This window comes from Paenibacillus sp. EB106-06-01-XG199 (assembly GCF_058791575.1).
This window is the reverse complement of sequence record NZ_JBYTDQ010000003.1, coordinates 667160-693111: the sequence shown is the minus strand read 5'-3', so window position 1 is coordinate 693111 and position 25952 is coordinate 667160. Positions and strand designations below refer to the sequence as shown.

17 protein-coding genes are annotated in these 25952 nt (G+C 47.5%); 12 read left to right on the top strand and 5 right to left on the bottom strand.

Translation table 11 applies throughout. The annotated features are described in order from the left end of the window. The first annotated feature begins 284 nt into the window (after positions 1 to 284). From AC3WT9_RS13865 to AC3WT9_RS13855, 3 genes are all read left to right on the top strand, one after another. Positions 285 to 4115: an NEW3 domain-containing protein gene (locus AC3WT9_RS13865; protein WP_492407661.1), complete on the top strand. Its 3831-nt coding sequence runs from the start codon at positions 285 to 287 to the stop codon at positions 4113 to 4115. A 228-nt stretch (positions 4116 to 4343) separates the two neighbouring features. Further along, positions 4344 to 5300 (top strand): SGNH/GDSL hydrolase family protein, encoded by a 957-nt coding sequence (locus tag AC3WT9_RS13860; RefSeq protein WP_492407660.1) that lies wholly within the window; start codon positions 4344 to 4346, stop codon positions 5298 to 5300. Between the two features lie 73 nt (positions 5301 to 5373). After that, a complete protein-coding gene (locus tag AC3WT9_RS13855; RefSeq protein ID WP_492407709.1) occupies positions 5374 to 5607 on the top strand; it encodes a DUF1565 domain-containing protein in 234 nt (77 codons plus the stop codon). A gap of 166 nt (positions 5608 to 5773) precedes the next feature. Here AC3WT9_RS13855 and AC3WT9_RS13850 read toward each other — a convergent pair whose 3' ends face one another. Further along, a complete protein-coding gene (locus AC3WT9_RS13850; RefSeq protein ID WP_492407659.1) occupies positions 5774 to 6655 on the bottom strand; it encodes an AraC family transcriptional regulator in 882 nt (293 codons plus the stop codon). A gap of 123 nt (positions 6656 to 6778) precedes the next feature. Between AC3WT9_RS13850 and AC3WT9_RS13845 the strand changes: the two genes are divergently transcribed. From AC3WT9_RS13845 to AC3WT9_RS13805, 9 genes are all read left to right on the top strand, one after another. Beyond that, positions 6779 to 7552 carry a sialate O-acetylesterase gene (locus AC3WT9_RS13845; protein ID WP_492407658.1) on the top strand — a complete coding sequence of 258 codons (774 nt, stop codon included), beginning with the start codon at positions 6779 to 6781 and terminating at the stop codon, positions 7550 to 7552. Between the two features lie 804 nt (positions 7553 to 8356). Further along, complete coding sequence (locus AC3WT9_RS13840) at positions 8357 to 10114, top strand: sensor histidine kinase (protein ID WP_341095305.1); 1758 nt, start codon at positions 8357 to 8359, stop codon at positions 10112 to 10114. Further along, on the top strand, positions 10107 to 11666 hold the full coding sequence (locus AC3WT9_RS13835) for a response regulator transcription factor (protein ID WP_492407657.1): 1560 nt from the start codon (positions 10107 to 10109) through the stop codon (positions 11664 to 11666). Before AC3WT9_RS13840 ends, AC3WT9_RS13835 begins: the two co-directional genes overlap by 8 nt. A 158-nt stretch (positions 11667 to 11824) precedes the next feature. Then, complete coding sequence (locus AC3WT9_RS13830) at positions 11825 to 13168, top strand: ABC transporter substrate-binding protein (RefSeq protein ID WP_492407656.1); 1344 nt, start codon at positions 11825 to 11827, stop codon at positions 13166 to 13168. A gap of 66 nt (positions 13169 to 13234) precedes the next feature. Continuing rightward, complete coding sequence (locus AC3WT9_RS13825; protein WP_341095300.1) at positions 13235 to 14140, top strand: carbohydrate ABC transporter permease; 906 nt, start codon at positions 13235 to 13237, stop codon at positions 14138 to 14140. A gap of 5 nt (positions 14141 to 14145) precedes the next feature. Further along, positions 14146 to 14994, top strand: coding sequence for a carbohydrate ABC transporter permease (locus AC3WT9_RS13820; RefSeq protein ID WP_341095297.1), 849 nt, complete (start codon positions 14146 to 14148; stop codon positions 14992 to 14994). Positions 14995 to 15001: 7 nt separating this feature from the next. Continuing rightward, positions 15002 to 17788, top strand: a complete 2787-nt coding sequence (locus AC3WT9_RS13815) for a DUF8487 domain-containing protein (protein WP_492407655.1) — start codon at positions 15002 to 15004, stop codon at positions 17786 to 17788. Positions 17789 to 17829: 41 nt separating this feature from the next. Continuing rightward, a complete protein-coding gene (locus AC3WT9_RS13810) occupies positions 17830 to 19968 on the top strand; it encodes a glycosyl hydrolase 115 family protein (RefSeq protein WP_492407654.1) in 2139 nt (712 codons plus the stop codon). A gap of 47 nt (positions 19969 to 20015) precedes the next feature. Next, positions 20016 to 23264 carry a glycoside hydrolase family 2 protein gene (locus tag AC3WT9_RS13805; protein WP_492407653.1) on the top strand — a complete coding sequence of 1083 codons (3249 nt, stop codon included), beginning with the start codon at positions 20016 to 20018 and terminating at the stop codon, positions 23262 to 23264. A 247-nt stretch (positions 23265 to 23511) separates the two neighbouring features. On the opposite strand, the gene AC3WT9_RS13800 is transcribed toward AC3WT9_RS13805, so the two are convergent. The 4 genes from AC3WT9_RS13800 to AC3WT9_RS13785 form a co-directional block, all read right to left on the bottom strand. Further along, positions 23512 to 24360 carry a patatin-like phospholipase family protein gene (locus AC3WT9_RS13800; protein WP_341095289.1) on the bottom strand — a complete coding sequence of 283 codons (849 nt, stop codon included), beginning with the start codon at positions 24358 to 24360 and terminating at the stop codon, positions 23512 to 23514. A gap of 95 nt (positions 24361 to 24455) precedes the next feature. Then, positions 24456 to 24902 (bottom strand): hypothetical protein, encoded by a 447-nt coding sequence (locus tag AC3WT9_RS13795; RefSeq protein ID WP_341095287.1) that lies wholly within the window; start codon positions 24900 to 24902, stop codon positions 24456 to 24458. Beyond that, entirely contained in the window at positions 24899 to 25111 is a 213-nt protein-coding gene (locus tag AC3WT9_RS13790; protein ID WP_341095285.1) for a hypothetical protein, read from the bottom strand. Before AC3WT9_RS13790 ends, AC3WT9_RS13795 begins: the two co-directional genes overlap by 4 nt. A 190-nt stretch (positions 25112 to 25301) precedes the next feature. Continuing rightward, entirely contained in the window at positions 25302 to 25772 is a 471-nt protein-coding gene (locus AC3WT9_RS13785) for a tautomerase family protein (RefSeq protein WP_492407652.1), read from the bottom strand. Positions 25773 to 25952 lie beyond the last annotated feature (180 nt).

Below are 25952 nucleotides of genomic sequence, written 5' to 3'. Positions count from 1 at the left end.
TTTTTAGTGATAATGTTTAGATTATGAATTCTTACCTGCAAGCATGTGTAAGCGATTACACGAGGGAATCAGCATGTTTGAATTCTGAGTTTAATGGGAAAGGGTGATGGATTATGAAGAAGCAAAACAAGCGAGAGGTAAATAAAACGAATGTAATTGGGTTAAAAAAATGGATATGTAGCTTAACTATAATGGTATTAATTATTAATATGACAGAGATCTTTACACCTTTTACTTTCACTGTAAGAGTTAAAGCTTCAACTGCAACTCAAGGTGGGCCAATCATGGACACACCATTCATGGGGTGGAACTCATTTGATTCATTTTATGATAGTACCGACTTGAATGAAACTAATGTGAAGGCGATTGCAGACTATATGGCTACTAATATGAAGGAAAGTGGATACCTTTATGTTAATCTGGACGGAGGCTGGTGGCAAAATCCAGGAGGTTCAATAATTATCGATGAAAACGGACGGCCGATACCAGGAAATGTAAGATTCCCATCTGCTGAACTGGATACTGATGGTGATGGTAAAAAAGATGGCTTGAAGCACCTGGCAGATTATGTCCACAGCAAGGGATTAAAGCTTGGAATATATGCAATGAGGGGGATTCCAAGAGCGGCAAATAATGCAACGGTTTCAATAGAGCCAGGAGCAGTCGGAGCAGTCGCCTCAGCTACAGGTCAGCAGGTCGCCCAACTTACAGGGGCACAGATCACAAATACAACGGATATAAGTTCCTGGACAACAGCTAATTATGGTATGAATTGGAATGAACATCCAAACGAATCGTTGGCTTACTATGTATCTTTATTTCAACAATGGGAAGAATGGGGGGTTGATTTAATTAAGATTGATGATTTAAATGACAGTACAAATGCCAAGTATACAGCATACCCGGACGGCACTCCTCCTTATCGCCAGGCGGATATTGAGGGGTATGCCGCAGCAAGAGAGATTGCAGGCAGTGACATCGTCATCAATGGTTCGCCGGGAAGAGGACTGACGGGTGAACGTGTGGATAACATCCTGAGCCAGCTGGACACCATGCGTGTCAGTGCGGATGTATGGGACAGCTGGGCTGATGTAAACAAATTGTTTGCTCCCGCGAAGGAATACACACAGTATACGTCCGGAAAACCGGGCAAATATATTGATCTGGACATGCTGCCGTTCGGGACATTGAAAGACAAAACGAATAATCCTTACAGATCGAGCAGGCTTACCAAAGACGAGGCCACGACTTCGATGACCCTGCATTTGATTGCACGATCACCAATTATTATGGGCGGAGTATTGTACAAGCTGGACATGAGCAATGAAATGGATAAGTTTACACTTGATCTGCTCACCAATAAGGAAGCGATCGCTGTAAATCAGGAGGGAACGAATCAGAAACTGTTTTATGATTCCGGAAATATCACCAAATGGGTATCGGATGCAGCGGATGGCTCAAAGTATGTTGCCCTATTCAATCGGAACACCAGCGCAGCTACTATTTCATTCGATTTTTCTGACCCGAGCTTAGGTCTGGCTCCTGCAGATGCTTACACCGTTAGGGATTTGTGGGCGAAGGAGTATGCCGGTTCCTTTACAGGCAGTTATTCCGTCAGTGTTCCAGCTCATGGGGCTGCTCTATACAAGGTAATTCCGGTTACGAATGCCGAGACAATCCCTGCTGTGAACATTTCTACACCAAGTGCGCCAGTAAACGCGGGGGAGAGTACTACCCTTACAACGACGCTGACAAACAGCGGCTTAAAGAATATAAGCAATGTAACGGTAAATCTCGACGTTCCCGGCGGATGGTCAGCGGCGCCTGTTGCAGGAAATACCAACACCATTGCATCTTTGGCAGCAGCTCAATCGCAGACCCTGCAATGGCAGATTCATGTGCCGGAAACTGCGTCCGTTACAGACAATATTATAACAACCAGGGTTCAATTTGAGGATAGTGATACGAAATACAATAAGCAGATCAGCACACAGTTAAGTGTAATTCCGGCGGTGATTCCGGAGGGATTCGCTGATGATTTCTCCAATGGCAAAGCAAGCTGGACGGATGCCGGGGCAGGCGCATGGACTGTAGCTGATGAAAGCGGCAATAAGGTATTGAAGCAAACGGCATCCACCGCAGGAACTTCGACGACAAGGAATGAGTATCGGACTACTGTAACAGGAAGAACCTGGACCGATGCAATCTATGAGTTTGATGTGAGATATGACGGCGTTTCCCGCAGTAACGATCTTTCTAACTGGTCTACACTAATGTTCAGAAAAGGTGCGCAGGATAACAGCTTCCGTCAGGACACTTATTATTTGTATTGGCGAATAAACGGGCAGCTTACCCTTGCAAAAGGTGCTTCAGGTACGACACTCGGAACCTACCAGGCTCCTGCCTTGAGCACTGCAACAGCTGCAAGCGGCTGGCATCATCTGAAGGTGGCCAATATAGGAAACCGCATACAGGTATACGTTGACAACAATAGCACCCCGGCTATTGATGTTGTGGATTCTTCTTCTCCCTTCAAAATGGGTTACGCCGGCTTGGGTGCCAGTGCCAGTGCATGGAGCTTTGATCATTTCAGCGTCAGGGTCGAAGGTGATTTGGTGCAACCGTCCGGCACATATGACCTGAATTCGGAAAAGGCAGATGATCCTGGCAATGTCATCGAGATTCCCGTTGTCCTGTTTAACAAGACGGTATGGAATACTTATCTCATTGACAGTGAAGGGAAGCAAACCGAGTTAGGACTAAATGATGGTGATGATTATGAAGTTGAGGATGCTAACCATGTAAGGACTTATACATTAACCCATAGTCTCTTGAGCAGCCTGGATACCGGCACGTATACCTTCCGGCTTGCCTTATCAGATGCGGGTACGGTGGATTATACACTTACCGTAGTTGATACGACATCCAGAACTCCGGTAATCAATACCGCAGGGAGTGCGGCAATGACATACGACGGAAATTTAATTAATCTCGCCGAAGTCAGTGGTCTGTTTGACGTTGACAGTAACGCAGGAGAGCGGACATTCAGTATAGAGGCCGGCGGAGCTGCAACCGGAGAGGGGGCAATTGCTGCAGACCATAAGACATTAACGGTTACGAAGCCGGGCACCTTTATAATCGGACTTGTGACTGCTAAGACAGCTACTCATGAAGAAGGAGAAAAAGTAAACGGCATATTAACTGTGAACAAGGGGAACGCCTTTGCACAGACATATAATATTGATATTTCAGCTGCAGACACCAGCGAGGGCACCTTGGATATCAGTACCATTACCGGCGAACCGTCAGGCGTTACCAATGTAATCTATGAGCTTGGAGCATTAACCGATCCAGAAGGCATACTAAACGGAAATCCCGCACTTTCCGGTACTACACTGTCCTATCAAGGAAATGCAAAGGCCTCTGGCACTGCTACACAGGTGATAACGGTTAAGAGTGACAACTATGCCGATTCGGCTATTACGATTACATTTACGGCTAAAGCTGCTGACAACACAAATCCTGATCCGGCGACCGGTGCTCCAGGAACTCCGGTATTATCCGATAATAACGGCTATGATACTGGGCTCAAAGACGGGGATTACACGGTTACCATGAATCTGTGGTGGGGCAACAATGGAACCCGGTTCAAGCTGTATGAGGACGGAATTCTGATTAAGGAAATCCCGCTGGCGGACCAGTCTCCATCGGCACAATCTGCACGAATCGACATTACAGGCAAGAAGAACGGCACTTATGTCTATACCGGGGAACTGAGCAATTCGCTGGGCACGACGAAGAGTTCTCCGCTGACTGTAGCTGTCATGGACGCGTCACCGGGGCAGGCAGTGCTCTCAAGCGATAATTGGGACGGAGACGGTAATTATAACGTCAGCATGAATCTGTGGTGGGGCACGAACGCTACAGAGTACGTGCTTTACGAGAATGGAACATTGGTAGAAACGCAAACGCTGGAAGCCCGCTCGCCAGGAGCCCAATCTGCAGTAACTGTGGTATCCGGTAAAGCTCCGGGAATCTATGAATACGAAGCCGTGTTGCGTAATCCGGCGGGTGAAACCAAAACCTTGAAGATGACCGTAAAGGTCCAAAAGTAAAATTGTGAATTAATGAAAGAATATACTTTACAGGGGGCAGCTGATTATGTATTGTGATTGGCTGCCCTATGCATATGCAATCATGTTGTTAACCCTGTAATGTTTTTATATATGATTATATGATTCCCGTTACAATCTCGAAACCGCAATTTAGCTATATTATAGCACAACCTTTCATAAACATAGCGGGCTTATAATAATCTGTATATTCATCGGAGGGATTCCATAATGCTCTCCATACCAGATCAGTTTAAAGACCGTATTCAGCCGGGCGATTATGTATTTTTTGAGTTTGGCCATAATCATAAAACGGATGGTCCAACAGGATATTATAATGGTATTTCCTATTATTATGACTATGTGCATAGTAAGGGAGCCGAGTTCATTGTTGTAGGTCCAATCGACCGCCACCGGGCTTATCAATACACTGCAGCTACAAATAAATGGACTTCTACTTTAGACGGCTTCTCTGCGATCGGTAAGCAATATGTAGAAGAAAAAGTGGCTATTGGTTCGACTGATATTGCCTTTGTAGATCTTAATGGCCCTTCGCTGGCATGGTATTCTCAGCTATGCGAGCTTTTGGGGAAAGAGGCTACAAGTACGGATTACTATTTCAGGGGAGTACAGGGTGGAAGCGTAGACGGCACACATCCGAATGATGCAGGTGTGGATCATTTTGCCAAAATGTTCTTTGAGGGTGCAGAAGCTATAGTTCATGCAGATCCTCAAACACCACAGGCAAAAGTATTAGCAGGTTTACTGAGAGGGGTAAGAGATGAAACTCCATATACGGTTCCTGCATCCATTACAAGTTTGGGGCATGCACCGAATAGCGCTTACCCCCAGCCGTATGTAACTCCAGTTTCTTATCCGTTAGTGATTAACAACGTGTATATGGATGACAGTGGTAAAGTATTATCCATGTCAGTGACAAAGCAAGGTGACCTTACTACCTATGGCCGGGGAATAGTAGAAGTATATAAGGCTAATGGCGAACTGAAAGGTACTGCTTATGCAAATGAGCAAATCGATAATACAATTGAAGGCACACAAATTGTAACCTTCACAACGGACTTGACGCTTGAACCTGATGAGACGTTGAAAGCATATGTCATGGAATTTGAAGATCAGCCAGGGTATCCACTGACAGATAAACAGCTTGCAGATTTTTATATTCCATAAATATAATCGGAGGCGAAATTATGGTGAAATCAATGACATCTGCGTCTATTTCTGCAAGTCAAATCTCTAAAGTCTGTGTAGCTATTACATTTCTCCAACCGGCAGTGACAGCAATTCAGGGACCAAAAATGCACCTTTTAAATGCATTATGAAAGCGCCATCAGTAGCGTCCGCCGGGGATACCGTATATATTTGTGGAGGAGTTTATAATGATTTTGATATTGCCACAACCGACAGCAATTATAATTATGTTCATGATATTACCAAGAGTAGAATAGCTTATAAGGCTTATGCAAGGGAGAACTAGGGGTTAAAGTAGGGACTCAATAGAGGGAATTTGCTGACCAATAATTTGAGTTTTATCATGTGAAAAAAACCCTGGGCTGCCAGCTGGCAACGGTACTCTACCGGTGTCAGCTTGTTTAATTTTGCTGCGGCCGTTGCGGTTATTATATTGGTTTGTAAACTGTAACTTAATTCTTACTGTATATCTCCTTGACTGCCTTTCGATAAGAATTAGGTGTTAAGCCCTTATGCTTTTTGAACAGCTGAGAAAAATACGGCGCACTGAAGCCGCCGACGATGCGGCCGATTTCCCTAATTGAGGTATCTGTATTTTCCAGCAATGCACATGCTTCACGAATACGGCGGCCAGCCAGATATTCAGACAAAGTCATACCGGTATGCTGCCGGAATAAGTGGGAAATATGAAACGGAGATAAATGAAGCTCCTGGGACAGTGACTCCAGTGATAAGGGGCATCTGAAATACAGTTCCATCCAGTCCACTATTCTCTCAACGTGGCCTAAGCTCTTGTCTAAGGGGGAATTCCCTTCGTGAATTCCAAAAACGTGTTGTTGAAGGTGCTTCAGCAGGGAGATGAGGAACAGCACCCGGTCTTCTACACTCGGCTCGCCGCCGGAGAGAGTCAGGGTGTTGTTATAATTCGTGAATAAATTTTCTAAAGTTTGGTCTTCGCAAACTGTAAACACTTGTTGCTGGAGTGAACCTTTCATGAGGCTCTGCAAAAAAGCCTGCAATTGGGGGTACGGCTGTAGATAAGGATCCAGGATGTGGGGATCAAAGGTGAGATTTGTTCTGATGTAAGTGGAACCCTCCATTGCGGGGACATCAACTTTATGCAGTTGATAAGGTTGGAAACAAAAGAGTGTATTCTGACGCAGCACATACTGCTGGCTCTCTAGGGTTACAGTACCCGTCCCCTCATGTATATAAAGGAGCTCTAAACCCTGATGAGCATGTGACATCAGCCAATGCTCATTTCGTGTTTCTTTTTTATATTTTAAGAAAAATGCGTTCGCTCCCAGGTTAAGGGGCTGGATGATCTTCGGCATAATGCCCTCCTTGCAATCTTGAAACCGCAATTTAGCTACATTATAGCACAACCTCGCTTAAACCAGGCGGGAGTATAATCATACTGTAAATTGATTACGGAGGGGAATGGAGTGTCGCTCAATATGAATGAATCAGTGAACCAACAAACAGTAGATTTAGTTATGTTCATGGGACAGTCGAATATGGCAGGAAGAGGGACAGCGGAGCAAGCCCCCGTTGTTCCTTCCGGAACAGGGTATGAATTCAGGTCGATGTCTGACCCCACAAGGTTATATGAGATTATGGAGCCGTTTGGGGTGAATGAGAATAATGCTGCGGGCGGCGTTTCGGAAACGATTAAAACAGGGTCGATGATTTCGGCTTTTGCTATAGAATACTACAAACTAACCAGCCGGCCTGTTGTAGGCGTATCTTGTTCCAAAGGCGGTACTTCCATTAATCAATGGCAGCCGGAGGGGGCATTCTTGAATGATGCCATCGATCGTTTTCACTTAGCCGACCGTTATCTTGAGCGCAGCGGATATTGCGTGAAGCATAAGTTTATGGTCTGGTGTCAGGGAGAGACCGACGGTGATCTCGGGATGAGTGCAGCGGAGTATAAATTCAAGCTTAGCCTGATGATAGAGGCTATGCTTGCTGCCGGACTTGAACATTGTTATCTCATCAGAACCGGCAACAACAGAGACCAGCCGGCGCTATATAACCCAATTAAAGCGGCTCAAACAGAGCTGTGCAAGGAATATGCGAACACCACTCTAGTGTCTGCCAAATTCGAAGAGATGGCAGCGAAGGGTCAGATGTCAGATGCCTTCCACTACACGCAGAAAGCTTATAATATCACTGGCGCTGATGCGGGGAGGAATACTGCCCTTCATATCTTGAATTTGGAGGAGTGACATGAATTTTCGCTCTGTCTTGACATGCTTCGGTCCAGGATGCCGGTGCCAATAGAGTTCATAAAAGTCGCAGATGAAATAATCGAACAAATTTAAAATTATAAAGTATATTATGGGGAGTTCGTTAAAGGGAAAGAGGAAGAGATTATTTATTAAGCTCTTCATCATCAATTCAATTGCCTCATCCTTAGCTACAAATTATGCCATGAAAAAATTCCTGGAAGTCAAATCGGTTGTATGATTACTAAGTTAACGACTTATCCAAATACATGCAAACCCAATGATGTAGAAATAACGTTGGGATGGCAAATCGACCCGTTCTATTGGTATAAAGATGTTATTTCTACTCACCATGAGATCAGTAATCTGTCTGGTGTCATTGCTGAGGGGGAGAACCAATCTCTGGAGTCGTCTGGCATGAATATCCATCCCCATAGATGATATGCTAAATAGTACTCCCCCTTACCTTGCTCCGTTACGTTTGAGTGAAAGGGGGAGTATTTAGTCAATCCTTATGAAAGGAATGGGTCAACAAACGATAGATCGTCTCCTGGTCAGGTTACCTGACTTTTTTAAATATCCTTTGTTTTATGTAAGAATGATAACGTTTTTTATCAAACCATCCTTTAATTCCATTATACCAATACAAATTGACATATCTACGGATGAGTCGTTCTTTGAGTTAATAAGATCAATCTTGACAAAGTACGTAGCGGTTTTCATACTTAGTAATCAATTCGAGGCGGACAGCTGTAATTTTATGAAAGCGCTATTTCAAAAGATGACTGCAAAGGAGATATTCCCATGCTTGGCATAATCAAACGAATGAAAATCTTTCACCGGCTGGTGTTTTTTATGCTGCTGCTTATCTCGCTCGTGTGCACCGGATTTCTGGTGGTCACAACAATCTCTTTTAAAACCTATGATGAGATGCTGTACGAGCAGGCTTCCCGCGCCATGAATCTGTCGGTCTCCGGCATTGAAAATGAGATCGGTAATATCGAGAAGCTGTCAATGAATATGGCGCTTGACTCCAGAATTCAGGAGCAGCTGATCAGCATACAAGGAGGGATTTCCTCGTACGAGCGTTCGGTCAGAACGACAGATTTCAAGAATAAGATCATGCAGTATATGTTTTCGGAAGAGAGTATTGCCTCCATCCGGTTCCTGAATACGAGCGGATACGAATTTTTTGTCGGGCAGAACAGAGTGACCAATCAGGAGGAACAAATTGCCGGGATTGTCCGTACTGCACACGAACGTGAAGGCTCAGGAGTCTGGATCGAACCGGAGAATAAAGATGAAGGACTGACTCTGGCAAGAGAAGTCCGTTCTATTTACGAACCGATTCTGGAGCCGCTGGGAACACTGATTTTTCAGATTGATTTCCAAAAGCTGGTGGAGCGCCATTTCCGGCCTGCATCAAGTACAGCGACAGAGTTATTCGTTATTTCCGACTCGGTTGTGTTGTACCGGCCTGCGGCAGAAAGCATCCAAAGCTTTGATGCGGGAGCCATTGCACTGACAGGCAATTACGGTTCTTTTGTTCAGCAAATCGCCGGAAAATCTTATTTTCTCGCGTACAAGCAGTCTCAGGCGACGGGGTGGAAATATATCAGCCTTATTCCCTACGATGATGTGTTTCAGGAGAAAAAAGCACTGCGCAACACGATTTGGCTCATTGCCGCATTGTTAGTTGTAATCGCCTGCTCCATCAGCTATTTATTCGCCAAGAGGTTCACCCGGCCGATTAATCAGCTGGCCAGGCAGATGCGCAGCGCGGAAAAAGGCAATTTCAGCGCTTCCCTGCTGGATATCCGCGCGGCCTCCCAAATGGACGAGATAGGCTATCTGCACAAAAGATTTAACAGCATGATCCGAAATATCGAGCAGCTGATTGATGAGAATTACAAGAAGCAAATCGTGATTAAAGATACGGAATACAGGGCGCTGCAGGCTCAGATTAACCCACATTTTCTCTACAATACGCTCAATTCGATCAATTGGATGGCCCGCATGCGCAGCGATGAGGTCATCTCAACGATGGTGGAATCCTTGAGCCAGCTGCTCCGCGGGGCCATGGATAACAAACGGACCATGGTGACCGTACGCGAGGAAATTGAGCTGATTAACAGCTATATGTATATCCAGAAGGTGCGCTATGGCAAGCGGATCGATTTCAGAGTGGATATACCAAGCGATGCGCTCGACAGCCAAATCCCTAAGTTTGCGCTGCAGCCGATCGTGGAGAATGCGGTGTATCATGCCGTAGACCAGATGGCTGGGGTATGCCATATTACGATTCACTCCGAAACCACTGGAAACGGGGAAGAGCTTGTGTTTGTGGTTAGTGATGATGGTCCCGGCGTGGACAAAATTTATCTGGAGAGCCTTAGAAGTCTGGATTATGAAGCGAAAGGAACAGGGATCGGGCTGCGGAACATCCACGAGAGACTGCAGCTTGCTTTTGGAGAGGGTTATGGCATCGGGATTGAAAGTGAGATTAGCAAAGGAACCAGTGTCCGGATCACGATACCAAGAGGAGGAAACACATATGTATAAAGTACTGCTTGTCGATGATGAGGAACTGGTGGTGCAGGGAATCTCCAGCCTGATCCCATGGGAGAAGAACGGGTTTCAGCTGCTTGAGCCCGCATACAACGGGGTGGAGGCCTTGGAGCGGTTCCGCAGTGAGCCTGCCGACATTGTGATTACGGATATTCGCATGCCTATGATGGACGGACTGTCATTAATCAGGCAGCTTAAGGAGGAGTCGCCGCATACTGAGTATATAGTCTTGTCCGGTTACGGCGAATATGACTATACGAGTGAGGCAATGGCTCAGGGAGTGAAGCATTATCTGCTGAAGCCGTCCAATGAGACGAAGATTCTGGAAGTGCTTCATAAAGTAGCCGCTGAACTGAAAGGGCGGGCGGAGCATGCGCATTTTGTGGAACGGCTGCAGAATGATTTCAAGAAAGTGCTGCCTCACGTAAAAGAGCAGCTGTTACGGGATATTGTGCTCACCGGAATGTACAATAAGCAGGATTGTGACTATTTTATGGACCTGTTCATGATTGAGCAGCAAATGTTCAAGCTGGTGTTATTTACGCTCCATGAAGAAACGGAGTATATTCACAAATTTGCGCTTAGAAACATTGCCGAAGAAGTGTTCAAAGATGAGGGAGCCTATTTAACGACAGTGGTGCGGGACCAGGTTCTGCTGCTTGTAAAGGCGGTTGATTTCGAACGGCTGTCAGAGAAGGTCAAGCAGGTTCAGCGGATTTACAAAGCGTACTATAAGTTTGAAATATTTGTTGCCATCAGCAATGAAGGGGGATTCACCACCATCCGGTCGATGTACGAAACGGTGAGGCGCTGTCTGAGCTTCGGCATATCCTTTCAAGAAGGATATATCGTTACTCCGCAGGATGTGCTGGATGCCGAACGGGAGCTTCCCGTGGACACGGCAAATGTATCGGATCGGCTGGCGCTGGCAGTTCGTACAGGCAATCCCGCAGAGGTGAGGGAAACCATTACTGAAGCGGGCAGATGGCTGGAGAACGGTTTGTTCGATGCGGCTGCAGCCAGAAAATTATGCCTGGATCTGTTCCTGACCGTGATCCGCCAAAGTGATGGGGGACTGGACGAATATGTGGCCGATATTCCGAAGCTGTACAATATGGCCTCCCTTCGCGGAGCTTTTCAGCTGCTGGAGAAAACGGCATTGGAGCTGGCTGCACGGAATTCAGGCTGGGCGGCCAAACGGCAGAATGATCTAATCGACTCGGTGCTTCGGATTGTAGAAAATAATCTGGGCAATCCTGATTTATCGTTAAAGTGGATCGGAAACGAGCTGTTGTATGTGAATGTAGATTATCTGGGGAAAATGTTCACCAAAAAAATGGGCAGCAAATTCTCCAATTATTTGGTTCAGCTGCGGATGGAGTCAGCCAAAAGGATGATGGAGCAGGACAAGGATCTGAGAATTTACGATATTGCCGTGATGATGGGGTATCCTGAGGATGCTCAATATTTCTCCAAATTGTTCAAGAGATACGCCGGCATGACGCCAACAGAGTATATGCGCAGCAGGGAGGCACAGGAACGGTGAGTTGCAAAAGCTCGATTTATTTCAAGAAAAACCTCTGTTTTTTCCATGTTGGAGATTAGCAAAGAGATGTATTTTAAATATAGAGACGGTTTGTACCTATCCGGGCCCGGACAACACAAATACGTTCACCAAAACAACAATTAGAGGGGCGCTAACTAATGAAGAGACGCTTTTCCATGACGATGATCCTGGCAATGACCTGTATCCTTGCTCTTGCCGGATGTTCAGGGGGCAACTCGGCTGAGCCAAGCGGAACGACACAACCTGCACAAGAAACCGGCAGCAGCAGTACGCAGGAAGCAGGAGGCAATCTCCGTGTGATCTGGTGGGGAAATCAGGATCGGCATAATTTAACGTCCGAGGTTCTCGACCTCTACTCCAAAGCCAATCCTGGAGTAACCTTCACGCCGGAATATCAGGGATTCGACGGGTATTACCAAAAGCTCACCTTGCTCGCTGCTTCCAACAATATGCCTGATGTTTTTCAGTTTTATGTAGGCGCCAGCGATGCGAATCAGTTTGTTGATAAAGGGTTGGTTGAGCCATTGGACGGTTATATCGAGAAAGGTCTGATTGATGTTTCGGAGATTGGGGAGAGCACGCTGTCCGGCGGTAAAGGCTCGGACGGCAAAATGTACGGGATTCCTCTTGGTGTCAACGCCAGAGTCATGATCGTTGACCCTGCCGCTTATGAAAAAGCAGGCCTTACCGTTCCTGAAAACGGTTACGCAAACTGGGAAGCACTGTATGAAGATTTGAAAAAGCTGAAGGAGACCACCGGTGCATATGGGGCAGACGACCTGTTCAATATCGCCTTCACTTTGCCTTATTATGCCCGCCAGTTCGATCAGACCGTAAATGCTGAGGATACAGGAATCGGTTTTGATGAGAAATTATACACTGATTTCTTTACTTACCGTCAGGAATGGGCCAAGGAAGGCCTTATTCCGAAGATGGACGCCTCCATGTCAGTAAAAAATCCGGAGGAATCGTTCCTCGTGAAGGGCCAATCTGCTGTGATGGTTGGCTATACAAACCAGTATCCCGGAATTGCAAAAGCGGCAGCACGGCCGCTTAAGATGATTCTTATGCCTGGACCGAATTCTGAGAAGGCGATGGATGTGCGGCCAGGTCTGCATTTCTCCATCGCTGCAAATTCCGCCAACAAAGAAACAGCGGCAAAGTTTATCAGTTACTTCATTAATGATGTTGAAGCGAACAAAGTGCTGAATGCGAACCGAGGGATGCCGATTTCAAGTACCGTACGCGCTGCCCTGATGGAACAGTTCGAACCTGAAATGAAGAATGTAGCCGATTATATGGAAATCGTAGCTGAGCATAGCGGCCCGCTCGACCCGCCAGCTCCGGCCGGGGCTACGGAAATTGATACGCTCATGATTGATCTGGAACAGCAGATTATGTACGATCAGATTTCGATCCAGGATGCATATGAGAAGCTGCAGAAGGATGCAGCAGCTATAGTGGCCAAGCATAAGCAGTGACAAACAAAGCGGCCGGCTCTTGATTACGATTAAGCAAGCCGGCCGTAGATAGGTGTGGTGAAAATAATGGCACAAAAAGTCGCAAAAGCAGGCGGTTATGAGAACGGAGCCGGCTATCTGTTTATTTTACCTTGGATTATTGGCTTTATCGCGTTTACGGCCATTCCGTTCGTGGCATTATTCTACTTTTCCTTTACGAATTACGACCTCATATCAACACCCAAATGGATCGGGCTGGATAATTTTATCCGCATGTTCACCGTGGACGAGAAATTCGTAACCAGTCTTAAAGTCACGTTCTTCTATGTCCTGACAGCGATCCCGCTGCGCCTTGTTTTCGCCTTGTTCATTGCAATGCTGCTGAACATGAAGATTAAGTTCGTGGGACTGTATCGGACAGCATTCTATGTACCTTCCATTATTGGAGGCAGTGTAGCGGTAGCGGTAATGTGGGGACAACTGTTTGGACTTAATGGGGCTGTCAACGGAATCATTGGAGCTTTAACCGGCACCAGCCCGAACACATCATGGATTGCCAATCCCGATACTGCACTGTGGACGCTCATACTGATGGCCATTTGGCAGTTCGGTTCCCCGATGATTATTTTTCTTGCCGGGCTGAAGAACATTCCGGATTCCTATTATGAAGCGGCGGTTGTTGACGGTGCGAATGCGTTCCACAGGTTTGTGAAAATTACGCTTCCTTTGCTGACTCCGGTCATCCTGTTCAATCTTGTAATGCAAATCATTGGCGGATTTATGACGTTTACCCAGGGACTTATCATTACGTCAGGCGGACCGCTGGACCGGACCTTGTTCTACCAGCTCTATGTGTACCGGCAGGGCTTTGAATTCCTGGATATGGGGTATGCTGCGGCGCTGTCCTGCTTCTTGCTGGTAATTGTTGCGGTTCTGACCGCGCTTGTCTTTAAATCGTCGTCCTCATGGGTACATTACGAGTCGAAAGGATAGTCATTATGATACAAAATTCAAAGTTTAGTGTGGGTAAGCTGACGATCCAGCTAGTGTGTCTTATCATCGGGATCGTCTCGCTGTACCCGCTGGTCTGGATGGTCGCCAGCTCGTTTAAGGAGAGCTCCCAAGTTTTTGTGAGTGCGCAATCGCTGATCCCTAGAAGCTGGGACTTCAGTAATTATACAAACGGATGGCAGGGATTTGCGGGAATCACGTTCGGGACATTTTTCAAAAATACTATCATTATAGTATGTTCAGTGGTAGTGGGAACCCTTGTCTCCTGCTCGTTGATTGCTTACGGATTTGCCAGAATACCGTTTAAACTGAAGGGCTTCTGGTTCGGAACCGTGATGCTGACTCTGCTGCTGCCGGGACAGATTGTGCAGATTCCACAGTATATTATTTTTCATAAGATGGGCTGGGTCAATACGTTCCTGCCCTTGATTGTCCCGGCATTTTTCGGGTCTGCCTTCTTTATCTTCCTGCTCTTGCAGTTCATCCGCACCATTCCTTATGAGCTGGATGAAGCGGCCAAAATCGACGGCTGCAGCCGGTTCGGCATCTTCTCACGGGTCATTCTGCCGCTGATTAAGCCGGCTTTGGTGACAACCGCCATTTTCGAATTTTATTGGTCCTGGGACAATTTCTTCGGCGCGCTGATTTATTTAGGCAGACCACAGCTGTATACGATCAGCGTTGCACTCCGTCTGTTCGCAGATCCGAGCTCCGGTACGGATTGGTCAGCCATGTTTGCGATGGCTACACTATCGCTCATTCCGCCTATCCTTATCTTCTTTGTATTCCAGCGTTATATCGTAGAAGGGATCAGCACGACGGGATTGAAAGGATGAGTGGATGATGAATAGCAGGCAAATAATGGGTTTGAACGGCAGCTGGAGCGCCACGCTTGAAGACTGGAATGAACCGGGAAAGACGATATCCAGGGAAATCACATTACCAGGAACGCTTGACGAACATGGGCTGGGGCTTGTACCGAGCGCTTCCTCCGAGCATCTGACCCGTAAGCATGCGTATGAAGGGCGTGCCCGTTACGAACGCCGGGTGATGATTCCAGAGGAATGGCGGGACAAAGTGCTCTTCTTCGGAATGGAGCGGACACGGGGAACGGAGCTTTGGATCGACGGGATACAGGCAGGCAGCTGCAACACACTGTCAACACCACAGCTGTATAATGTAACCGGCTATCTCGATCCGGGGCAGCATGTCCTCTCTGTTGTTGTGGATAATGCCTCAGGAATTATGAGCTGGAAAAGCATCCTTAATTCGCATATGGCAACGGATCATACACAGACGAACTGGAACGGTATCCTCGGCGATATCGAGCTTACCGCCGTAGAACCGCTGCGGATCGGGCAGATCCGCTTGTATCCTCAAAGGGGAGGGGAGGTTCGAGGCAAAGCCGTCATCAGCAAGCCCGCAGATGGCACTGCTGAAGGGCGGTTATCCCTTAGCATCCTGGATTCCGCAGGCAGCAAGCTTTATGTCGGCGGAGAAATTCCTTTCCGGCTGGAAGCGGGTTCTTGCGATAGGGAAATTCCGTTTATCATTCCTGCAAGTGATGCATTGGAATACTGGGACGAATTCAATCCGGTGCAGTATACAGTACATGCTGTTCTGGAGGGGACATACCGGGAGCGGGCTACAGCAGATGAGTTAACGGTGCCTCTTGGCATTCGCACGTTTGGCGTTGCGGGAACCCAATTTGAAGTGAACGGCAGAACTACGTTTCTCAGAGGCAAGCATGACGCCTGTGTGTTCCCGTTAACGGGATACGCCCCTATGGAGAAGGAATCCTGGTTGGAAGTATTCCGGACAGCGAAGGCTTACGGTATTAACCATTACCGGTTTCATTCCTGGTGCCCGCCGCGGGCGGCCTTTGAAGCAGCTGATCAGAGCGGCATGTATCTGCAGCCGGAGCTCCCGTTCTGGGACCCCGGAACAGCATTTCAAAATGATGAAGAATGGCAGTACTTCTCGGAAGAGACGTTCCGGATTATAGAAGCGTACGGCAACCACCCGTCATTTGTCATGTTTGCCTGGGGCAATGAGCTGGCAGGGTCGATGGAACGGATGGAGGCGCTAGTAGAAAAGGCCCGCAGCTGGGACCCGGGCAAGCTGTATGCGATCGGCTCCAATAATTTCTTCCTCCATGCGGGGTTGCCCGGCAACTCGGATTACTGGACCACCTTCTGGACTGAAGGGAGCTGGAATGTGAAGAAGGCCGGATATGGAGGGAAACATGTCCGCGGGGCAACGCCCCATCCGACACGCGGCTTCATCAACAACAGCCCGCCCTCCGGCCGTAAGGATTACCGCGAGGAAATCCGCGGGGTTTCGCTCCCGGTAATCGGACATGAGGTCGGGCAATACCAGGTGTATCCTGACTTCCGGGAGATTGACAAATACCAGGGAGTGCTAAAGCCGGAACATCTGATACGATTCCGGAGCCTGAGTGCTTCTTCAGGGTTGCTTGAACAGGCAGACAATCTGCATGCCGCCTCCGGCCGCCTCGCCGCTTTATGCTACCGTGAGGAGATTGAGGCAGCCCTACGTACACCAGGGATGGCTGGGTTTCAGCTGCTCGATTTGCAGGATTTCCCTGGTCAGGGGGGAGCGTTTGTAGGTATGCTGGACGCCTTCATGGAACCCAAGGGAATTATTACTCCTGAAGAGTGGCGGCGGTTTTGCAGTGAAGTGGTGCCTTTAGCCCGGCTGCACCGGTATGTGTGGACGGAAGGCGAGAGCATTCTCTGGCAGGGGGAAATCGCTAATTACGGACCGGAGCCGCTTACGGATGCTGCAGTAATCTGGTCTATCACAGGCGCTGATGGCGGACAGATCGGAGAAGGGCGGCTTACAGCAGACGCTATTCCCCAAGGCGGGCTGTGGTCTGCCGGGGAGTGTGAATTCCGCATTCCTGCCATTTCCAAGGCAGAGAAATGGACGCTTCAGCTCAGTATTGAAGGAACAGCGTATAACAATGAATATTCGTTATGGATCTATCCTGATTTATTGGATATTTCAATTCCAGCACCGGTTGTAGTTGCGGATGCTTTCGATGAGAACACGCGGCGCGAGCTGCGTAGCGGCAGGACTGTGCTGCTTATTCCTCCGGCTCAGGGCTCATTCGGGAGCGGTCCCGAAGGGACATTCATCCCCGACTTCTGGTGCTATCCGATGTTCAAAAAGTACGGTCCTCCCGGAACGTTAGGCCTGTATTGTGATAGGGACCATCCTGCGCTGGAGGCATTTCCGACAGCTGCGCATGCGCAGTGGCAGTGGTGGCATCTGATGAGGCATTCCCGGGCTATAGTGCTGGACGATTCGGCGGCGGATTACCGGCCTATCGTTCAGGTCATCGACAACGTGGCCAGACAGCATAAGCTGGGGATTGTGTTTGAAGCGAAGGTGTCTGGCGGAAAGCTGCTGGTCTGTTCCATTGACCTGTGGAGCCAGATGGACCGGCCGGAAGCCAGACAGCTGCTGCACTCATTGCTGAACTATTGCTCTTCAGACCGGTTCACTCCCGGGGCAGAATGGACGGAGGACTTCACAGAAAGTTTGTTTGCCGCCAAGGAAATGTCCGTGGTTGCGGGCAATCCGAACGCGGATAATTACGGATAACGGTTATTCCGATCTAAACTAGACTGAAGGAGATCAGGGTTATGAAGACGAACGGAGATGTTCCGTATCACCGGCTCCAAGACCATACGATGAATGCTTCTGCAAATGTATTGCGTTTCAAGGGACAACTGCAGATTCACCTGGAAATGGAGCCAACCCGGCCGGTCCAGCATGCGCTGCGGATGCTGGACCGCGATCTGGAGACGGTTCTGGGCGAGAAGCCTCTATTGAATGGTGGAACTAATGAGCAGGCAGATCTTTATATTCGGTATGCTACAGCTCTGGATGAGGAAATTCAGCTTCCGGAAGCCTATGCGTTTCTCTTCGAATCAGATGGAAGTAGAGGACGGATGGACATTATAGGCTATGATGATCTGGCGATCGTCTATGGCATCCTGGAATTCAGCCGCAAATTTCTCGGCATCACGCCCTTCTGGTTCTGGGCAGACCAGCCGGTTGAACGGCGGAAAGTGATTGAGATCCCTTGCGAGACTTATCATTCAATGCCTTCCAAGGTGCGCTTCCGGGGCTGGTTTGTTAACGATGAGGTCTGCCTGATCGGCTGGAAGGAGCCTTATCCTCCTGCGCGGGAGGTGTGGGAGCCGGTATTTGAAGCGCTTCTGCGCTGCGGAGGCAATATGGTTATTCCGGGTACGGATCTGCCCCGGCATGGTGTTCACTATGAGATTGCTGCTGAAATGGGCCTCTGGTTGACGCATCATCATGCCGAGCCACTCGGGGCCGAAATGTTCCTGCGGGCGTATCCGGGCAAACAAGCCAGCTATCGGAAGCATCCGGAGCTGTTTGAAGCATTATGGGCGGAAGCGATTGAGCAGCAGAAGGATAAGAATGTCGTCTGGGTACTGTCCTTCAGGGGACAAGGCGATCAGCCATTCTGGGAGCAGGATCCAGCCTTCGATACCCCTGTGAAACGCGGCGCGATGATTGCGCAGGTGGTCCGGAAGCAGTATGACATGATACGAAGCGCGGTCCGGAATCCGGTATGCAGCGTCGCCTTGTATGGGGAAATTGCTGAGCTGTATAAAAGTGGCCATATCGAACTGCCGGATGATGTCATCAAGGTATGGGCCGACAATGGGTATGGAAAAATGGTGTCGCGCAGACACGGCAATCTCAATCAGCGAGTACCTTCTCTGCCAGCGGCCAGCGACCAAGGGAAGCACGGAATTTATTACCATGTCACGTTTCATGATTTGCAGGCTTCCAATCATTTGACGATGTTCCCCGGGCCTGCCGCCCTTCTGAAACAGGAAGTGGAAGAAGCGTTCAAGACCGGAGCGCACGAATATGTGCTGCTTAACTGTGGCAATATCCGGCCGCATGTCTATATGCTCGATGTGATCCGGGAGCTGTGGAACACCGGCAGCATTGATGTCAGCGGGCATTTACGGGATTTCATCGGCAGTTACTATTCGAACTTCCACGCTGATCTGGCGGCGCTGGTTCAGAGCTATGCCGATGCAGCCATTGCGTACGGACCGCACGACGACGACCAGGCAGGCGACGAATATTATCATCACCCGGCACGCAAAATCATCGGGCACTGGCTGACCGGGAAAGGCGGGCAGCCGCTTGCGCAGCTGCAGTGGGCGGTGGGAGATGCACCGTTTCCGGAGCAGGTACGCAGTTTCGAGGAGAAACTGGCATCCGGCATAGAGACCTGGAGCGCATGGCTTGACCGATGTGATGAAATTATTTCAAGGCTTGGTACAGAAGACAGACAAAGAGCTCAGGATCATTTACGCTTTCATGGAGCGATCCATCTGTCAGGGTGTGAAGGCTTTTACTGGCTGTGCCGTTCTTATGATGCATACCGTAAGGAACAGTACCCGCAGGCATTTGTCCATGCTTCGCAATCAGTCTGGAGTTACCGGCGCGGGCTTGATGTTCTGCGCGCGTCCGAGCACGGCAAATGGGAGCGGTTCTACAGGGCGGACTGGCTGACCAATATAGAGGGTACGATCAACAATGTGGAGACATTAAGACGTTATCTGCGGATGCACGGTGACAGCCCGGATTTCTTCCTGTGGTATAAAGCTTATCTGATGCCGGAAACGGAGAAGTATATCTATCTGGAGAATACACACCGTAAGCCGCTGTCAGACGATGATCTGTCCTTGCGTTTGAGAGATCATTTTTTTGGAGAAGGAAATGAATGAAGCGGCGGGGGCTAAATGTTCAATTTGAATGTCAGGAGCGACGCAGCATGAATAAAGAAATCAATTGGCTCCGGCCCTGCCTTAACCCTCTGCCCCAGCGGATAAGTAACACGGAAAATTCCCTGGTAAGCCTTTGCGGAGGAGACTGGAAATTAAATATGTCCCCTCCGGAAGACTTTTTTGATCCAGCCGCAGACCTTTCCGGTTGGTCAGATACTACTGTTCCCCTGCAGATTGATGCGGGGGAGAGTGAATACGCATACGCACGTGAGCTGCACATTCCTGCAGAATGGGAGCAGAACAGAGTTTTTCTGCGTTTTGACGGAGCTAACTGTTATGCGCGCGTGTTCATTGATGGGTTTTTTATCTGCGATCATTATGGAGGTTTTGTCAGCTGGGATTGTGACATTACCGACTATATCGTCCCCGGCCAGGCGCACCGGCTGGTGGTAGGGATTACCGATAAGCCGTCGGAGGTGAATCCGTTTCATCGGGGAGGGCTGATCCGTGAGGTGGCTCTCTACACCGTGCCTCAGACTTATCTTGCCCGCCTGCATGCCGATACTGTGTTTGACGGAAGCTATACAGATGCAACCCTTACCGTCTCCGCTATGATTGCTGGAGGAGGCGGGACCGTGGCGATGAAACTGACCTCACCCTCCGGGGAGGTGATGCAGCTTGCACCGCTTGCAGGGAATGCCAAATGTGACTTGATAGGTGCATACACCATCCTTGCTCCGCTGAAATGGGACAGTGAGCATCCGCATCTCTACACCCTTACAGCTTCACTGATTGTAGACGGCAGCTGTGTAGAAACTGCCGTCAAAACAATCGGATTCAGGCAGATCGAACAGAGAGGCGATGAAGTATTTGTCAACGGCCAGCTGCTCAAGCTCCGCGGAATCAACCGTCACGACATTCACCCTATTACGGGCAGGTCTCTAACCCGCGAGCTGATGGAAGAGGATGTGCGTCTGTTCAAGGAAGCCAATATTAACTTTATCCGAACGAGCCATTATCCGCCCAGCCCATATTTTTTGGACCTATGCGATCAATACGGGATGTACGTGGAGGATGAGATTGCAGTCTCTTTCCTGGGATACGGCACTTGGCATACCCAGAGTGATCCCGAATTTACAGCATGTTTTATGGGGCAGTTCACGGAAATGATAGAGCGGGATCGTTCTCATCCGAGTGTAATTATCTGGTCTTTGGCCAATGAGAGTTATTGGGGGGAGAATCTGGCATTGATGAACGATTATGCCCATAAGGAGGACCCCGGACGACTGACCATCTTTAGTTATCCGCTTACACAAATGGAGAATGACATCCCGGCAGATATCTGGAGTGTGCATTACGAGAGAGGGGACAGTGACCTCGCTGATTTGACGGATTGCTTCCACCGGAGCCGCCATGAGCCGGCAGCACGGCCTGTGCTTCATGATGAATCGACCCACATTCCATGTTATAACCGCAGTGAGCTTCAGCACGATCCAGGAGTCCGGGATTTCTGGGGGGAGACCCTCTGCAGATTCTGGGACAAGGTATGGATGACCAAAGGGGCCTTAGGATGCGCGATTTGGGCTGGCATCGACGATATTAGATTGCAGGATCAGGCTTCGTATACTTATCCATGGGGGATCATTGATGGCTGGCGGCGCTTGAAGCCAGAATATTGGCATACCCGCAAAGGATATTCGCCGGTACGTCTGTCAGGCGAACCCAGGGATCAGGACGGAAGCATAGCTCTGACTATCCACAACCGCTTCAATCATACCTGCTTGAGTGAGCTGTGCATTACCTGGAGCCTTGACGGTATGTCGGGAGAAATACAGGGTCCTGACGTTCCTCCGCGGGGTGAAGGCTTGCTGAGTCTTCCTGCCCGTTACCGGTCAGGGGCGACGCTGGAGCTGACCTTTACCGATCCTTTCGGATATCAGGTAGAGGAAGCGGTGTATACATTAAATGCCACACCCCTGCAGTTGCCCTGTCTCACCGGAGGTGAGCCTGTCATTACCAGAGAAGAAGGCAGTGTAATCATCAGCGGCAAGGAATTTTCTCTGATCTTCTCGGCCGAATCCGGATTGATCAGCGAAGGATATTACCGGAACCGCCTTATACTCACCGGAGGTCCGTTTCTGAATTTGACCGGATTGGACTTGGCTTCATGGAAGCTGGATACCCTGGAGGCCGGAATGGCTGACGGCAATGCCCGGATTACATTGGACGGCTGTTATGGTGAAGTGAAGGTGCGCTTTGTAATGTCAGTGGACGCGGACGGACTTATGGAAACGTCGTATACGATTACGGATATGCCTTATCCAAGTCCCAGAGAAATTGCGATTGGTGCAAGTATTACTTCCCATTCGGGCGGCTATCACGAAGTTGGTATTGCCTTTACGGTATCCGGCGATTTGCATAACTTGTCATGGAAAAGAACGGGCCTGTGGAATGTATATCCGGACTGGCATTTGGCCCGTCTTACAGGGAGAACTCCGAGGTTCAACCCTCAGGGCGTGAACAAGGCGGATTCCCCGCCTGATTGGGGCTGGCAGATGGATGAGAAGGATGCCTCCCTGTTCGGCAAATATGATATCGGCCGCCGGGGAACCCGTGATTTTGCGGGTATGAAGCCGTCTATTGCCTATGCCGCTATGGAGAAGGACGGCGCGGCCTTCACCGCTCTGTCTGACGGAAGTGATTCCATACGGATGGAGGTGGGCTTTAAGCCGGATCATCTCATATCTGACCGGAATCCTGATATTGACTACAAGGGCAGCTGGTTAACACAGGACACCAAATACCGCAGTCTCGGAGGCACAGAGATGTGGTCCAAAACGGCAGGAGATAGCTGTGAATATACCTTTACCGGAACAGGAATAGCCTGGTACTCCAGTCTGGACCGGATTTGTGGAACAGCCAGGGTATATATTGACGGCGAATTGAAGGATGTCTGTGTTGATCTGGGTGTGAGCCGGGCCGGCAAGCATGCTCGGGGCTACAAGAAGTATTTCCGTCAGCTGGTGTACTCCATTCAGGATTTGCCCCACGGCAAGCATATCCTGCGGATTGAAGTGACAGGCGAAAGGGCGGAAGGTTCTAACAACAGCTACGTAAACATTGATCATTTTTTGGTGATGGACGGGAGTGAAATCGGTGATACGAGGTTCTTAATCAACAGTGAAATCAATTATCCGGAGCTGTCGTGGGGGAATTATACCAAGCCTCCTATTGCTGTCTCATCAGGTTATACCCGCCGTATTTATACTATGCTTGGGAAGATACAGTGCTTGTGACATGTAAAGTCTTCTTTCGCAGCAATCGAGAAAGCATAATAAACGTGCGATGCGCCGACAGCTGCGTATCGCACGATATGTTCCGTGAGGGATAGGTTTAGAGCTCGATTGCTTTCATTCGAATTTACTCACAAGAAAGTTAGAACTCGTAAGTCTTCAGTTTTCCGTTTCTTGAAGAGAGTTTCAGCACATTTCCATCCTCAGGCAAGGTTTTCTGAAGGTCATTACTTTAATACAAATAGACACATTAATCTTTCAAGTATTTTTCTAAGGCTGGGTAATTTCTCTGTGCTACGTTAAAGCCATGTTGATAGAATTCTGTCAATACGTCTGGATCATTTTCCGTTCTTTTGACGACTTTCACTTCTGGCCGTAATACAAATACTTTTCCCTCTGCTTCTAATTGTTCTATATAAGTTAAAATCCGATTATATTCATATGCTCTACTAACTAAAGCTTGATAGAATTTAGGGTATTGTCTGTAAAAAAATTTTGCCACTAGATTAAATGGTTTATCTGACTTTTTTAAGTATCCTTTATTCTGTGTAAGAATGATAACGTTTTTTTTACATCCATCCTTTATTGCTCGTTGAATCGGAATTGAGTCAGAAACACTACCATCTAATAGAGGGATTCCATCAATATGTACAATTTTGCTCACTAGAGGCATACTACTAGATGCTCTACAGAACCTCATAAATCGTTCTTTATCTTCTTTTTCTTCTAAGTAAACCGCTTGTCCATTTTCACAATTCGTTGCAACAGTAATACATTTTTGCTTGGAAGAAAAAAACGTATTAAAATCAAAAGGATATAGTTCCCTCGGAAAATAATCATAGATCATATCCATATCAAATAAATCTCCGGTCTTAAAATAATTTTTTAGACTGACATACTTCGTTTCTCTTAAGGAGTCAATCATAGAGTTTTTAATCCGTTTTGGCTGTCTAGATACATAACTCGCACCTACTCCTGACCCAGCAGAAACCCCAATTACATATGGGAAGTATAAATTTATTTCCATAAAATAATCCAATACTCCCGCACTAAATACTCCCCTAGTGCCCCCTCCTTCTAAAACTAGACCTATTTTCATTATCAAAATCCTCCTTTTGTCACTTAACTAATAAATTGTTCCTTTATCAATTATTTGTTGGGTCAGCTCTTAAGTGTATTTTTCCATGTTCACAATTAACTTTGCCTTTTTCCTTTTTCAATTTCTTTTCCTAAAAAGTAAATCGCATACATCCCTACTAAGACACCTACGACAGCAGTCAAAACAAGAATAGTCCAACTAATCTTATCTGCACCTAACACAAAAAATGAATCATTCCATGGTCCCCAAACAGGAATCCAAGAACCTAATAGATGAATTTTTAAAAAGGAGATTGCGATAAGTGGTCCACTAATTGCTGTAGTAATTAGTCCAAAAAATTTGCCTTTGGATACTAATAATAAAGATAACCAGTTTGGAACATACACGATAAAATTCACTAATAACAGCGGTAAGGTGAATTTATACCCCCAATTCATTGCTTGACGCATATGATCGTAATCGTGTATTGCAATCATGATTAACATTAATAAGTTTATAAAAAGTAAAGGATAAATACTTTCTTTAGATAACTTTTTATTCATCGGTAGTCCACCCTCTCTTCAGCAAGTGCTTTTTTTGCATTTCGAATAGTTCTCATTCCAAGGAATAAGAAAATGACAGCTAGAATAGCATGGATTGAGCCACCTAAATAGTCTTCTCCCATCCACATCATAAGTACTGAGCAAAATTCCAGAATTATCAAAATGCCTAAAAGTACAAAGCTTAAAATATTCCCTTTCTTTTGGTCCATATTAACTATCTCTCCTTATAATAAATATAATATTCGCAGCTCATATCTCCAACCAAACCCTTGATAAAGGTGGGTAAACTAAAAAAGCGTCAGATCATCACTTGACTGACGCCGTTCGTAATCCATTGCCAAATAACGGCTTGGAAAAGTATCGATTCCGCGGATTATTCCGATTTCTTTGAGACTCAGATTACGAAAAATTTTGACGGATGGACTCGGCTTTTTCTTTGGTAAAGACACCTGAATCCAACAGATCCAGTATGGATAATACTCCACCACGGGAACCCCAGCTTCCTTCATCAATCACTTGGAAGGATACCCACCAGCCTGGAGACGGCTCCTTCACATCAAGTGCTTGGGCCAAACTGGATAGTATATTCTGAATAACTTCTTTCCGGACCTCATTTCTCCAATCTCCATCCATGACCAGAATGTTTATAAGGATGATATCCTTTTCTGGTGTATCCACTATTAATTTTCCTCCAATACCCATATGCCCGGTGGAGAACTCGGAGAATCGAACCTGGAAACCTTCACGTGCTGGCGGGCAAAACTGTCCAACCTCTGGAACCAGCACTGCATCTGTCAGTGTTTCGGCAAGAATGTGGCGTTGCTCTAAGGAAATACGGCCTTCAGGATAGTTAACTGCAATCATAGTCATAATAATTCGCTCCTTTTTTATAGGTGATACCCAAGAAAGTAGTGTGGTTCTAAATGAGAGTTCTACTCATACCTATAATCTAAACGGTGAAGAATCCCTTGTCAATACTAATTATTATAAAAATATATATTATAATAATATATAAAATAATCAGTGTGCATTATGTTGAAATGCTTTATA

Bases quoted from the DNA above. Each gene is read 5' to 3' on its own strand.
- AC3WT9_RS13820 (WP_341095297.1), top strand. From the start codon at position 14,146: ATGATACAAAATTCAAAGTTTAGTGTGGGTAAGCTGACGATCCAGCTA.
- AC3WT9_RS13800 (WP_341095289.1), bottom strand. From the start codon at position 24,360: ATGAAAATAGGTCTAGTTTTAGAAGGAGGGGGCACTAGGGGAGTATTT.
- AC3WT9_RS13785 (WP_492407652.1), bottom strand. From the start codon at position 25,772: ATGACTATGATTGCAGTTAACTATCCTGAAGGCCGTATTTCCTTAGAG.
- AC3WT9_RS13815 (WP_492407655.1), top strand. From the start codon at position 15,002: ATGAATAGCAGGCAAATAATGGGTTTGAACGGCAGCTGGAGCGCCACG.
- AC3WT9_RS13840 (WP_341095305.1), top strand. From the start codon at position 8,357: ATGCTTGGCATAATCAAACGAATGAAAATCTTTCACCGGCTGGTGTTT.
- AC3WT9_RS13805 (WP_492407653.1), top strand. From the start codon at position 20,016: ATGAATAAAGAAATCAATTGGCTCCGGCCCTGCCTTAACCCTCTGCCC.
- AC3WT9_RS13860 (WP_492407660.1), top strand. From the start codon at position 4,344: ATGCTCTCCATACCAGATCAGTTTAAAGACCGTATTCAGCCGGGCGAT.
- AC3WT9_RS13850 (WP_492407659.1), bottom strand. From the start codon at position 6,655: ATGCCGAAGATCATCCAGCCCCTTAACCTGGGAGCGAACGCATTTTTC.
- AC3WT9_RS13810 (WP_492407654.1), top strand. From the start codon at position 17,830: ATGAAGACGAACGGAGATGTTCCGTATCACCGGCTCCAAGACCATACG.
- AC3WT9_RS13830 (WP_492407656.1), top strand. From the start codon at position 11,825: ATGAAGAGACGCTTTTCCATGACGATGATCCTGGCAATGACCTGTATC.
- AC3WT9_RS13835 (WP_492407657.1), top strand. From the start codon at position 10,107: ATGTATAAAGTACTGCTTGTCGATGATGAGGAACTGGTGGTGCAGGGA.
- AC3WT9_RS13790 (WP_341095285.1), bottom strand. From the start codon at position 25,111: ATGGACCAAAAGAAAGGGAATATTTTAAGCTTTGTACTTTTAGGCATT.
- AC3WT9_RS13865 (WP_492407661.1), top strand. From the start codon at position 285: ATGGACACACCATTCATGGGGTGGAACTCATTTGATTCATTTTATGAT.
- AC3WT9_RS13845 (WP_492407658.1), top strand. From the start codon at position 6,779: ATGAATGAATCAGTGAACCAACAAACAGTAGATTTAGTTATGTTCATG.
- AC3WT9_RS13825 (WP_341095300.1), top strand. From the start codon at position 13,235: ATGGCACAAAAAGTCGCAAAAGCAGGCGGTTATGAGAACGGAGCCGGC.
- AC3WT9_RS13795 (WP_341095287.1), bottom strand. From the start codon at position 24,902: ATGAATAAAAAGTTATCTAAAGAAAGTATTTATCCTTTACTTTTTATA.